The sequence below is a fragment of the Dolichospermum sp. UHCC 0352 genome (genome assembly GCF_009711925.1).
Taxonomy (GTDB): Bacteria; Cyanobacteriota; Cyanobacteriia; order Cyanobacteriales; family Nostocaceae; genus Dolichospermum; species Dolichospermum lemmermannii.
Genome location: NZ_VIKY01000322.1, coordinates 1 through 12,315 on the forward strand (window position 1 = coordinate 1; position 12,315 = coordinate 12,315).

General features: G+C 38.4%; 13 protein-coding genes and 1 pseudogene. 4 read left to right on the top strand and 10 right to left on the bottom strand.

All coding sequences use genetic code 11. The features are described 5' to 3' along the window. Positions 1-471: 471 nt before the first annotated feature. Together FJR06_RS23370 and holA are read right to left on the bottom strand one after the other, a co-directional pair. Positions 472-957 (bottom strand): DUF4168 domain-containing protein, encoded by a 486-nt coding sequence (locus tag FJR06_RS23370; RefSeq protein ID WP_015079115.1) that lies wholly within the window; start codon positions 955-957, stop codon positions 472-474. Between the two features lie 124 nt (positions 958-1,081). After that, a complete protein-coding gene (gene holA / locus FJR06_RS23375) occupies positions 1,082-2,068 on the bottom strand; it encodes a DNA polymerase III subunit delta (RefSeq protein ID WP_015079114.1) in 987 nt (328 codons plus the stop codon). An 82-nt stretch (positions 2,069-2,150) separates the two neighbouring features. Between holA and FJR06_RS23380 the strand changes: the two genes are divergently transcribed. After that, positions 2,151-2,936, top strand: a complete 786-nt coding sequence (locus tag FJR06_RS23380) for a hypothetical protein (RefSeq protein ID WP_015079113.1) — start codon at positions 2,151-2,153, stop codon at positions 2,934-2,936. A gap of 66 nt (positions 2,937-3,002) precedes the next feature. Here FJR06_RS23380 and FJR06_RS23385 read toward each other — a convergent pair whose 3' ends face one another. The 3 genes from FJR06_RS23385 to FJR06_RS23395 form a co-directional block, all read right to left on the bottom strand. Continuing rightward, a complete protein-coding gene (locus FJR06_RS23385; RefSeq protein WP_158310507.1) occupies positions 3,003-3,140 on the bottom strand; it encodes a hypothetical protein in 138 nt (45 codons plus the stop codon). A gap of 86 nt (positions 3,141-3,226) precedes the next feature. Next, positions 3,227-4,006, bottom strand: coding sequence for an RDD family protein (locus FJR06_RS23390; protein WP_168652375.1), 780 nt, complete (start codon positions 4,004-4,006; stop codon positions 3,227-3,229). Positions 4,007-4,015: 9 nt separating this feature from the next. Beyond that, positions 4,016-4,867 (bottom strand): hypothetical protein, encoded by an 852-nt coding sequence (locus tag FJR06_RS23395; protein ID WP_015079111.1) that lies wholly within the window; start codon positions 4,865-4,867, stop codon positions 4,016-4,018. Between the two features lie 88 nt (positions 4,868-4,955). Between FJR06_RS23395 and FJR06_RS23400 the strand changes: the two genes are divergently transcribed. Beyond that, positions 4,956-5,912 carry a stage II sporulation protein M gene (locus FJR06_RS23400; protein ID WP_015079110.1) on the top strand — a complete coding sequence of 319 codons (957 nt, stop codon included), beginning with the start codon at positions 4,956-4,958 and terminating at the stop codon, positions 5,910-5,912. Between the two features lie 48 nt (positions 5,913-5,960). Here FJR06_RS23400 and FJR06_RS23405 read toward each other — a convergent pair whose 3' ends face one another. The 4 genes from FJR06_RS23405 to FJR06_RS23420 form a co-directional block, all read right to left on the bottom strand. After that, a complete protein-coding gene (locus FJR06_RS23405) occupies positions 5,961-7,280 on the bottom strand; it encodes a DUF58 domain-containing protein (protein ID WP_015079109.1) in 1,320 nt (439 codons plus the stop codon). Between the two features lie 13 nt (positions 7,281-7,293). Next, positions 7,294-8,247 (bottom strand): MoxR family ATPase, encoded by a 954-nt coding sequence (locus FJR06_RS23410; protein WP_015079108.1) that lies wholly within the window; start codon positions 8,245-8,247, stop codon positions 7,294-7,296. A 150-nt stretch (positions 8,248-8,397) separates the two neighbouring features. Beyond that, positions 8,398-9,477, bottom strand: a complete 1,080-nt coding sequence (locus FJR06_RS23415; RefSeq protein ID WP_168652376.1) for a DUF4350 domain-containing protein — start codon at positions 9,475-9,477, stop codon at positions 8,398-8,400. A gap of 158 nt (positions 9,478-9,635) precedes the next feature. Then, positions 9,636-10,262 carry a DUF4129 domain-containing protein gene (locus tag FJR06_RS23420; protein ID WP_015079106.1) on the bottom strand — a complete coding sequence of 209 codons (627 nt, stop codon included), beginning with the start codon at positions 10,260-10,262 and terminating at the stop codon, positions 9,636-9,638. Between the two features lie 78 nt (positions 10,263-10,340). Here FJR06_RS23420 and FJR06_RS23425 point away from each other — a divergent pair, with 78 nt between their 5' ends. Further along, positions 10,341-10,799 carry an NADAR family protein gene (locus FJR06_RS23425; RefSeq protein ID WP_015079105.1) on the top strand — a complete coding sequence of 153 codons (459 nt, stop codon included), beginning with the start codon at positions 10,341-10,343 and terminating at the stop codon, positions 10,797-10,799. Between the two features lie 107 nt (positions 10,800-10,906). Continuing rightward, positions 10,907-11,899 (top strand): annotated as a pseudogene (locus FJR06_RS23430) (tetratricopeptide repeat protein); the annotation flags it as partial. Between the two features lie 306 nt (positions 11,900-12,205). On the opposite strand, the gene FJR06_RS24125 reads toward FJR06_RS23430, so the two are convergent. After that, complete coding sequence (locus FJR06_RS24125) at positions 12,206-12,301, bottom strand: zinc ribbon domain-containing protein (RefSeq protein WP_371724284.1); 96 nt, start codon at positions 12,299-12,301, stop codon at positions 12,206-12,208. Positions 12,302-12,315 lie beyond the last annotated feature (14 nt).

Genomic DNA, 12,315 nt, shown 5'->3' on the forward strand with positions numbered 1-12,315 from the left:
TAAGCATACCGCCAGCGTTCATCCTGAGCCAGGATCAAACTCTCCATTTTGGTTCTTTCGAGTTTGTCGGCTCCGAAATTAGTTAAAATCTCGAATCCTCTTTCAATTATCTTGACGACGAGGATTGGTTTAATCTATTCTTTCAAAGTATTATTTTTTCTCGGTTCAGTTGCCGTGAGTTGTTTTATCTCCCCGGCACTTAACTAATATAGCAATCCTTCCTTTTCTTGTCAAGGGGGTTGGGAAAATATTTTTTTGTCAGGGGAAATAATAGCTGAAATCTTTGTGAAAATAGGGATTCAGCCTATTTTCTAAGTTATCAGTCTGGTAAAAAAACAGGAATTATCTTTTTGGTCTCATGCAGGTTAGCGAAGGAATCAATCGGCGATAAAGGGGTTAAACTCTATGTTCCCCTGATTTTTAGTGATAATCATGGCTTTTTGCCATCCTGATCATAGTATTTGAGATTACTTATTTGGAGGTTTTTGAGGGTGAAGCCTTTTGCAAATGTAGTAATGTATTATACAGTTGCTTTTTTAAATTATTGTTGTTTTGGATTTCTAAGGTGATTTTATTGAATCTTTCAACTGTAAGACCACTATCCTCGACTATTTTTTGAGAATGGTTGCAGTAATTTCCGGCAATATCTTTGGCTTTGCCAGGTAGTGCATTGATACTTGTAGGATCATTACAGATCACTTGGGGAACATCTTTGCTACCGATGAGTTTTTTTATTTCCTCAAAGGCTTGCTGACGGACTGGTTCCATCCCCAATACAGCTTTTGCATAGTTAGTTACTTCTGTATTGTTGATGTTTAAGGTTTGAGCGATTCCTTGGGAATTGAAGCCGAAAGTCCCGAATATCAGACTTGCAGTGGCAATAGTTGCCAAAATCAAGGGTTGAGAGAGAATTCGCTGCAACCGTTTGGTTGAATGAAGACTGTAAATTGTGAGCATATATAATACAGGTGACACAGAAGGACAAACAGGAAATGTGATCGATCATAAGTTTGAATTATTTTCTGAATTAGAAGTTCCAGTCAAGCAAGATTGAATCAATATATTGATATTGATGGGGTTATTAAATGCGGCGACATATTTGACAAAGTTCGATGACTTTAGTTTGTAGGGTTGAGGTTTCGGATACACCTTGCTTGAGGCTGACTTCTAATTCTAATAGCAGTGGTAAGGCAGAGATGAGTTGTTGTAGGGGGAGAGATTTGACTTCTTGCTGTAGGAAGTAGATGCGTTTGGGGTTAGAGATTTCCGCACCTTGAGCGATCGCTTGCGGGTTGCGTTCACCACTGTCCATCATCATTTTTACTAATAACCAGGTGCGAAATTGACCTATGAGTGTGGCAACTATCCGTAAACCCGGTTCGGCTGCATTGCTGAGATCACCTAAGATTCCTAAGGCTTTTGGGGTGTCTCCAGTTCTGATGGCTGTTGCTAGTTGTAAGGTGTTTTGAGTGGTATTTCTGACTAATTCCGATACTGTATTCACATCTAAAGGTTTGCCACTACCTTCTGTATAAAGACGTAATTTTTCTAGTTCATTGTAGAGAAGACGGGTATCGTTACCTACTGATTCGGCTAATAGTTCGGCGACGAGGGGACTTATTTTTATACCGACAGTTTGAGCGGCTTGTTGAACTGATTGGACTAAAAGTTCGGTTTTCCAAGGGGGAATTAGGGGAAATTCGGAAATTGTAGCAAATTGCTTGAGGAGTTTTGTACTTTTAAGGCGTTCATCTGGTTTGTTGCGACTGGTTAATAGTAAGGTGGAATCTGGGGGGATGACTTTGAGAGTGCGTTGTAATTCGGCTAGGATAGGCTCTGGACAATTTTGCCCCAGAGTGGTGTTAATGAGCCACACGAAACGCCCACCAGCCCCGAATGGTGGTGTCATTGCTTGATTTAAAGCTTGGACTATTGAATCGGGTTGATCTGCGGGAAATGAGGTATAGTTAAAACTAGTCCAGAGGGGATCAAGGATGCGATCTCGTAAAGTTACTACGGCTTTTTCCATGGCAAAATCGTCTTCCCCCCAGTAAACATATATTGGCATAGCAATTTAAAATTAAAAATTAATTTGGTCAAATTGAGTAAATCTCCCTACAATCTATCAAAAGAGCGCAAGGTGATCAAGATTGGACGACAACTACCAAATCTATTTAAATCGGGTAGCACACATGACGCTACCAGAAGCTTACAAAACCCAGATTCAGCATATTCAGGAATCTTCTAAATTTCGGGTTCATGCTGGAGTAAGAGTTGCTACACCCTTTCCAGGCTATACGCTGATTACCCCACCAGCAGCAGAAGACCTGAAAAACGCTGCTTTCTACGGTCAAATAGAAGCCTATCAACGGCAATTATTAGAGCTACCCATTGGTGGTGATTTGATTGTACCTGTTCCTGCTGTGAGTTTTCATCTGACGGTGGCAGATTTAATTTGGGATAGTGCTTTTCATCATGCTTGTACAAAAAATCCCCAATTTGCTGAAGATTTGAATTCTCAGTTGGCTGAGATGTTTCAACAATATCAACAATTGATGACAAAGGGATCTCCTATATCTTGGCAAATGTTGGGGTTGATTGTGATGCCAAGGGCTGTAGGTGTGTGTTTAGTACCAAAGGATAAACGTTCTTATGAGGAAATTATTCAGTTCCGACGGATAATTTATCAAAATCGCACGTTAATGGGCTTGGGTATTGAGCAGCATTATCATTTTACGGCTCATGTAACATTGGGGTATTTTAGCGAAATTCCCCCAGAGTTAGATCGGGTAAATCTGAATACAATGTTTTGTGAGTTTAATCAATCATTGCCGTTAGATACTCCAGATTTTCTCATTAATAAGGTGGAATTACGAAAATTTGATAATATGATCCGCTATTATCGTCAACCAGACTGGCCGAGTTTGGATTTTTAAGTAATTCATAGTAGGGGTTTAGCAGTGCTAAACCCCTACAAACTCGACACATATAAATAATTTTAATCAAGAGATATTTCCTATTTTTGCTTTTTCCACTTTCTCAACTTGTTTGGGCGCTTCTATTTCGTTGAATAGTTGGATAGCTTCATTAAAGTTGGTGTGGCTTTTTTCGGTTTCACCAATTTTTTGATATGTTACCACATTCACTTCAAAAATGTGGCATTCGCCATAAGTCCTGGTTCAGATGAATTATCACGTAAATAGCCCATTATGGATGAAAATCGCCTCTAATATTCAGGTTGTTGATAGGCAAGATAAACAGCTTCTAAAAATACATCTGAAGCAATATTCCCTGGGAGAATTTCTAAGTTAATAATAGATTGAACTTGTTGGGTGAGTTTTAAAGAAAGTGCTATTCTGGCTTTTTTTGACATTCCACTCCGTCGCTGTAAATATTCTCGAATAATGGCAAAATCATCGGGTAATAAAGATGATAAATCGGCTATTTCTCGTAACTGAATATGGAAAGATTTAGCTGCTTCAGAAATAGCTAAACTTGATGATTTTACAACTGTTTCTGATTGAATCACAATTGTCCCAGCGGCTAAATCACCAAGACGCTTTTCTCGGTTACTAAAAGTAATTAAAAAAGCACCAATAAATAAACTTTCATCAATAGGACGGAGTAAAGCTCGTAATGCTGCTTGTTGTAAACCCACAGGTCTACCATCATCTCGCACAACACGAATTTTAGCAATACGTTTACCTGGTGTTTGTCCTTGCCAAAGAGTTTCAAAAAAAACGAAATAACCTGTGTAAATAAAAAACAGACTTAATAGAGATATGGCTATCAACCACAAGCCGAAATTAGAGCCAAAAATACTCACTCCAACATCAGTTATTTGTTGAAAAATAAACGACCATATCAACGCAATTACCACTAAAGTAAAAGCCAAAATTAGATAGTCAATCATTAATGCTAAAGCCCGACTACCAATTCCAGCCAGGGTAAATTCTATTTCCACACTTTCGGGTGTGGTGAATTTAATGCGATTAAAAAGGTGCATTTTTTATATTTAAATATCGTGGTCACGTAATTGTAAACCCAACCCTTCTCGCCGACTTCTGAGGTCATAGTAAATAACTGCTTTAACTGTTTGCCAAAAAGGTGCAATTAAGGCCAAACCAGCAAGAGTTAGTCCAATTATTAACAGAGAAAATATCATTGAAAAACCAACATTTCCTTCCCTTAGTAAAGGTGTGAAAATTAGCTGAATAATACTAGTGATGATTTGAATAATAAATTGGATGGGAATGGTGATTAAAGCACTAATAAGAGAAATTGCCAGAATTCTGCCAATATTTCCCTTTGTTAGTTCCCAACTACGATTAATGGTTGAACTACCATTAACATTATCTTCAATTGCTAGAGGAACATCTACTAAATAAAACCTAGTTCCTATCCACAAAATACCTGTAAAAATGATTATCATGACTACCAAAGTTATTAAAATGATAATACCTATATTAGCTGGATTTGCATCCTGTAATCCTCCTAGTAATGCGGTTGGTATACCTATCAATAAACTGCCAATAAGTACAAATCCAAGCATAATTCCTATACTAATGGCAAGCATGAGGATCATGTTCACAAAAAATTCCCACAAGCGGGAATTGACAAATCGTTTACCTGATGAAACACTTTCCGGTTGGTTAACTAATTCCCCAAAAGCTAATCGAGAAATCAGGGCTGAAAGGGCATAAAATTTCACCCAACCGTAAATGGGAACTAGTAACCAAGCATAAGCTTTAAGAGCTATGAAAAAATATTCTTTAAGATGAGAACGGTACAATCGTATTCCCGCACTGACAACACTACCTACACTTAACGGTTGAATAGGGTTAGGAGAATTAAGATTTCCAGACATGGTGTTAATTTTTTCCTAAAATACGGCGCTTACTTTGAAGTTATTTTAAGCTAATCTGTACTAAGTATTTAGAGTATTTAGAAATTTTATGAATATTCAACGTTGGATAGGAAGACGAGAGGCTAATTGGCAGCGTTTAGACGCTTTGTTAAAGAAGGTGGAACAAAAACGGTTAAAGTCTCTCCGTTCTGCGGAAATTAGGGAATTAGCGAGTTTATATCGTTCCGTGGCGGCGGATTTAGCTAGGGCGCGTACCCAGCAAGTAGGTAAAACTTTAATTCAAAGTTTACAATCTTTGACAACTCGCGCCTATACACAAATTTACCAGGGTTCGCGGCGACAGGAATGGCAAGCGGCTAAGGAATTTTACCTATGGGGATTTCCTCAAGTGGTGCAGCAAACGTTCCTATACATTGCCACAGCCACCGCTATGTTTGTTTTTGGAGGCTTAATTGCTTGGTGGTATGCTTGGCAAGATCCGAGTTTTATGTCGTTGGTAGTACCGGAAAGATTGATTTCCCTGGTGCGAGATAAGCATGAATTATGGATGGGTTCGATTGTGGGGATTGAACCATTAGCTTCTAGTAATATTATGATGAATAATATTTCTGTGTCTTTTGGGGCTGTGGCTGGGGGAATTACGGCGGGTTTATATACGACTTATTTATTAGTATTCAATGGTTTGTTAATGGGCGCTATTGGTGCTTTAGTTGCTCAAAACAATCTGGCTTATCCATTTTGGGCCTTTGTATTTCCCCATGGTGCTTTGGAATTACCTGCGATATTTTTTGCAGGAGGTTCAGGTTTGTTACTGGCAAGGGCAATTTTATTTCCTGGTAAATATCGTCGTCTGGATGCTTTGAAGTTTTATGGTTCTTTGGCTGTACAATTGGTTTTTGGGATTGTGGTGATGTTGATTGTTGCTGCTTTAATTGAGGGTTTTTTCTCACCAAATCCGGTTATTCCCAATCCAATTAAATATTTAGTAGGGATGGGTTTGTTTGTGGTTTTGGTGCGGTATTGTAGTCGGAAGAAGAAAATATGAGCTACATTTTTTCTCACGCAGAGACGCAGAGGCACGGAGAGAAATAATTTAGAGTTGGTTACGGGCTTTAATTTGTAAATATTTATCAACTAATTGTTCGGAAATTTGATTTGCTGGTGCGTCAAGAACTAATACTCCTTTTTGTTTTAATTGGGCAAATGCCAGTTGTCTTTGTGCTAATAAATCTAGTGCAACTGCGCGAATATAAGATTGTGTGGCATCTTCAGTAAATGTATGTGCTAAATTATCAACTTGAGGATCTCGCAGGGTGACGCAAAAGGGTAAATAGCGGGGTGCGAGTCTGGTAAGGGCTGCGAGAAGTTCGGAGGAAGCGGTGATATCAACTAAGTCCGTAATGATGACTACGAGCGCTCTGCGGGTTTGTTGTTTGACGACGTGGGTAACTGCACCTAAATAATCAGATTCGAGTAATTCTGGTTGAATGGGGGTGAGTTTATCAATGAGTTGGTTGAGATGATTTTGTCCGCGTTCTGGAGGTATCCACGTATGTAGTTTGTTGTCAAATACACCAATACCAACGCGATCGCCTCTATGCAATCCTGCCAATGCTAGGGATAATGTCGTATTTAAACCCCAGTCAAATCGTTGCAAACTTTGAACTTTTGCTGTCATCAATCTGCCACGATCTAGTAATATCAATAATGTTTGTTCTTGTTCTGGTTCTAAAACTCTAACTAGGGGTCCTGTATTACCATAAGCACGTCTTGCGGTAGCTTTCCAATCAATAAACCGCAAATCATCACCGCTGCGGTAGTTTCGTAATTCGGCAAATTCTGTGCCTATTCCCATTTGCCGAGTTTTACGGATAGAACCTGATGATTGTAATGTGAGACGAATGGAGAGCGATCGCAATCCTATTAAATCAGGATATACTTTTACCTGTGTACTGTGGGGAATTTGCCAATCATGCCACACTAACCCCCACATTCCTAACTGTCGCACTTGCATATTTCCCCAAGAAAATTCTCCCCTTTGATTTGGGTAAACTGTGTAAGTTGATTCTTGATTTTGATTAGCATTTATATTAGCTGTAACTGTGGTTGTAGAAACAGCAAATTCTTGTGGGTAATAATCGCGGATTTTAATAACTGCATCAATTTTCCCAGCTTGAACTTTTAAAATAACTGAATTATCTCTACCAATAGATAAACGTAAAGGTAATTCGCGGGTAATCTCTACGCGCTTCGCTTTCATTCCCCAACCGTCAACTACCATTAAAATTAAAACGGTAATATCAAATAAACAAGTTATGATTATGGTTTGATAAATTCCCAAAATCATAGATAAAATTGGGGAAATAAATATTCCCGCAATTAATAAAAAATAAACTTTTTTGGAGGGAATCATGATTTTTGTTTCGTTATCTAGGAACAGGAACTTGATTGATTACTGCTGCAACTACTGCATCAATTTGTAAACCATCTAGCATTGCTTCCGGTTTCAATAATAAACGATGACGCAATAAGGGTGAAGCCACTGATTTTACATCATCTGGAGTTACAAAATTCCTTCCCGATAACCAAGCTGCGGCTTGAGAAGTTTGCAACCAAGCACCCGCAGCGCGAGGAGATGCACCTAAAGCTAAATCAGGATATTGACGGGATTTTCTGACAATTTCTAATAAATAATCAACTATTGTTTCTGATACTTGAACTTGTTTTACAGCTTGTCTAGCTTGCAAAATATCAATTACTGTGGTGATAGGTTTTAAGTTGGCAATATCTGCACGTTTTGCAGTAAATCCAGACTGACGATTTAATAACATTTGTTTTTCGGCTGCTTGTTCTGGATAATCTACAATTAACTTAAACAAAAACCGATCTAATTGTGCTTCTGGTAAGGGATAAGTTCCTTCAAATTCTAAAGGGTTTTGGGTAGCAATTACCCAAAATAAATCAGGTAATGGTAAACTTTCACCGTCGAGGGTAACTTGCATTTCTTCCATTGCTTCCAAAAGTGCAGCTTGGGTTTTTGGAGGAGTGCGGTTAATTTCATCGGCTAAAAGTATTTCTGTAAAAACGGGACCTTTTTTTAATGTGAAATCGCGGGTATTTAAGTCAAAGATATTTGTCCCTGTAATATCTGACGGGAGAACATCTGGAGTTAGTTGAATACGGCGAAAATCAGATTGGATTAATTGTGCCAATACTTTAACTAACAATGTTTTTGCTGTGCCAGGAACTCCTTCTAAAATAATATGTCCACCTGCTAATAAGGCAATTAATGTCTGTTTAATCAAAGCGGGTTGTCCAACAACTATTTGATTAATTGCTTTTCCCAGATTAATTAAAACCGAATTATTAGTTTCACTCATATTTATCAATCACTCACAAAAAAAGGAATAAAAAAAAGATTTCGAGAAATATCATATTCATCAAAAGATCTATACCAAATTTATCTAAAGCTGCACAGAATCATAATCATCCGTATTTATCTGCGTTTATTTGCGTTCATCTGCGTTTAATTATTTTCGCAAATTACGCCATTTCTCTAACCAGCTTATCAGTTCTCGTTCACTTATTCGACGTTTTTGTGATTGTAGTTGTAAGACTGCATTAAGTTTTTCTGTATTATTCCCTATTTGTTCTTCCCAGATTTTTAGTAAAACCTGATTGTCTAAAGGAATTTGACTCAAACCCAAAGTTTTCTGAAGTTGTATTTGTTCTTCTTTCCCTAGCATTTCGACAACAAAATCAGTAGATTCTGCTTTTTGTAAAACTCCCGCTAAAGCTTGAATATAAGCCTGACTGTTATCTATCATGGGTGTTTTTAAGGTTACTGATTTACCAAAGCGGCGATTTTCTGCCCAAATTAATGCCAATAATAGGACAATTAGCTGGATAAAGGCTGGTAATAGGGGAGTTTTTGCGAAATAATTTAATATACTATCTTCTCCTAGTTTTTTCTGAATATCTTTATCTTTATAGCCATGTATATATTCATCTACAAATACTTTTTGACTATTTTTGCTGACTAAATCTGCTAATAATTTAAAATTACTGTCATTGTTTTGATAGGCATTAGCAGCTAAATATGGTGTTGTTGCTAAAATTACTTTGCCTTTACCAAACTTTTTCTGCCAAATTATTGTCCCAAATTTGTCTTCTAGTGTGATTTGTTCTTCCTGGGAAATATTATATCGGCGGCGGGTATCAATCTTGACTTTTCCGAAGGTTGATTGCTGCTGTGTACTAAATGCTGCTGCGGTTACTGGTTTTTTAATTCCTAAAATTACTAGGTTATTCCCTTTTGCTATCCATTCTTCTTGTTCTGAATATATTTCTATTTCTTGAAGGGTGCTATTAACTTGTAATAAGGTAATAGGGTTCTTTGTTGTTGGTAAATCACTAAATGGTTTTTGCCAACGTTGAATACTGATATTTTGATCTTGCATAAAAGCATACCACGCACCATAGCCATCAGGGCTGCGGTTATAAGTAGAACCACTAGTTATTTGGGTGTTGGGGGCTGCTATAGTGGTAAGTAAAATAATCACGGCTAAGACTATCGCACCTAACCAAGCAACGCGCTGATTGCGTTTCATGATTTATCTGAATTAGGAATTTCCAAGAAAAAAATTATCCCAATAAATGAACAAAAGAACCACAGAGGCACAGAGAACACAGAGAGAGAAGAAATAGAGAGAGTTTTTGCGTTAGTTTTGGGACATATTTTTATTTGGAAGTCCCTTAAAAGAAACTTTTACTCCTGACTCCTGACTAATGATTCCTGGATTTTTCTATAAGCTTGCCAACACTGTTGATAATTTTCTGCTAACATTTCATGCTCACTAAAGCATAATTGTTCATGGGTGTTAATTAATGTTTGATATGGTTGAATGAGAGTGACAGAGGATTTGAGTAATTGCAGATATTCTCCGTCTGTGCGGCTAGGTTGTTGGTGGGCGATCGCTTGTTCATGCAATTGCTGTAGCATTGCTAAATACACACAACGACAAGCCTCTGTGTAATTATACTGTTGGTGAAATTCCTGAGCTTGGTTTAACAGTAAGGCAATTGATGTTTCCCTAGAATCAGCTTTGGTTCTAAAACCTGGAGAATTACTCATTGCATTTAGCCAAGCATAGATATAAGGATTGAATTCTTGCCATAATCGCCAACCTATCCATACCACGAATAAACCCAATCCTAACCAAAATAGGATATTTAGTAATTCACCTAACCAGGGATTGATTGACCAACCAGGCGGTAATTCTGGTAAAGTTTTTTGAAACCGGGAAAATTGGTATTCTATCCATTCCCCTACTTGTTGTTGGAATAAGGAAAATTCCCACACCCAATTTGTTTGTTCAAAAGCATCTGTAGTCATAAAACAGAATGGCTCAATCTACTATTCATTTACATTATTACTGCTAAAGCTAATTTAGTATAAAAGAGAATTTTGCAAATGACTATTTACTTTTATCAAGTTTCCCAGCCCTATGGTTGTTTTTCTAACTTTTCTCCCCACAGTATTAACATTGACGGTACTGACTGGCCAACCGTTGAGCATTATTATCAAGCACAAAAGTTTGTTGGTAGTCCCGATGCTCCCATTATACCTTTAATTCACGCTGCTGTTAGTCCTGAACAGGCTGCTGCTTTAGGGCGTTGTCCCTCTCGTCGTTTCCGTCCAGATTGGGAATTGGTGAAAACTCAAGTTATGCGGATTGGGGTACTACAAAAATTTATCACTCATGCTGATATTAGGGAAATATTATTAATCACAGGTGATGAAATGCTTATAGAAAATTCCCCTACAGACTGTTTCTGGGGCTGTGGTGCAAATCATACGGGAGAAAATCATCTCGGTAAAATCCTCATGAGTGTACGTGCAGAAATCCGCTCACAATTCTTGAAAAGATGAAAACCTTTTATACTGGTCGCTTATATAAAATATTGTTTACTGAGAATATCATCAAAAAAAGCTGATATTCTAAACAGAGTTTGTAATTTTACCAAGTAGTAATTCTGATGAAAAATAGAAAACAACAACATAATTGGCTGGTGTTACTGGTAGGTAACGGCTATATAACTTTGTCTATTAGTATTCTGTTGTTTGGTTGTGTGAGTGCAGTTACTGACTCTAGCCGTGTTTTGGCAAAAGATGATTCCTCGAAAATTGCTCAATCTCCAGCAGCAACAAAGGAAAATGCAGAACGGCTTTTGGAAGAGGGACAGGCACTTTATGAACAAGGATCAGCAGAGTCTTTGCGACAAGCAATTCAAAAATGGCAGGAGGCTAGATTATTGTATCGGGCTTTGGGCGATAGCGAAGCGCTCCGTAGGAATCGCGGTGGGGAAGCTACCACTCTCAATAATATCGGTGGTGTCTACGATGATTTAGGAGAAAAGCAAAAGGCACTGGTCTTTTACAACCAAGCTTTACCCTTACGTCGCGCTGTGGGCAATCGCGGTGGAGAAGCTATCACTCTCAATAATATCGGTCTTGTCTACTCTGATTTAGGAGAAAAGCAAAAGGCACTGGACTATTACAACCAAGCTTTACCCATACTTAGGGCTGTGGGCGATAGCGAAGCGCTCCGTAGGAATCGCAGCGGGGAAGCTATCACTCTCAGTAATATCGGTGGTGTCTACTCTGCTTTAGGAGAAAAGCAAAAGGCACTGGTCTTTTACAACCAAGCCTTACCCATACGTCGGGCTGTGGGCGATCGCCGTGTAGAAGCTACCACTCTCAATAATATCGGTCTTGTCTACAATGCTTTAGGAGAAAGGCAAAAGGCACTGGACTTCTACAACCAAGCTTTACCCATACTTAGGTCCGTAGGCGATAGCGAAGCGCTCCGTAGGAATCGCCGTGTAGAAGCTATCACTCTCAATAATATCGGTGGTGTCTACTCTGATTTAGGAGAAAAGCAAAAAGCACTGGTCTTTTACAATCAAGCTTTACCTTTAATGCGGGCTGTGGGCGATGCCTATGGAGAAGTTACCATTCTTGATAATATTCGTGCATTAGGAGGGTTTTAAGTATAGGCTTTTAAAGCTCACTGATGTTTTTTGTTTGTAAAGTTTAATTGCAAAAATATCCAATCTAATTTAAAGTTGTTATTCCAATAGTTGAAGCCATTAGAGCTTCCGTTCTATAAAACTTACCCAAAATTACCAAAGTCTAGACACATCTGGACAGCGATAACCTTAGTGTTTACTTCCTGCTTCATCACGGTCTTAGAATGACTTCTAAGAGGTTTGTCCGCTCCACAAGCTATCTCGGTAGAACTTACCGTTTCTGACCGTAGTTCCTCAAAGGAACCGCTACGCTACAGGGATAAAAATATCCGCAAACCATCGGTCAATATTCTTAGCTGCGTTGAGGTCACGATCCTCTGTATGTCCACAATCAGGACAAATATAAACGCGGTTTT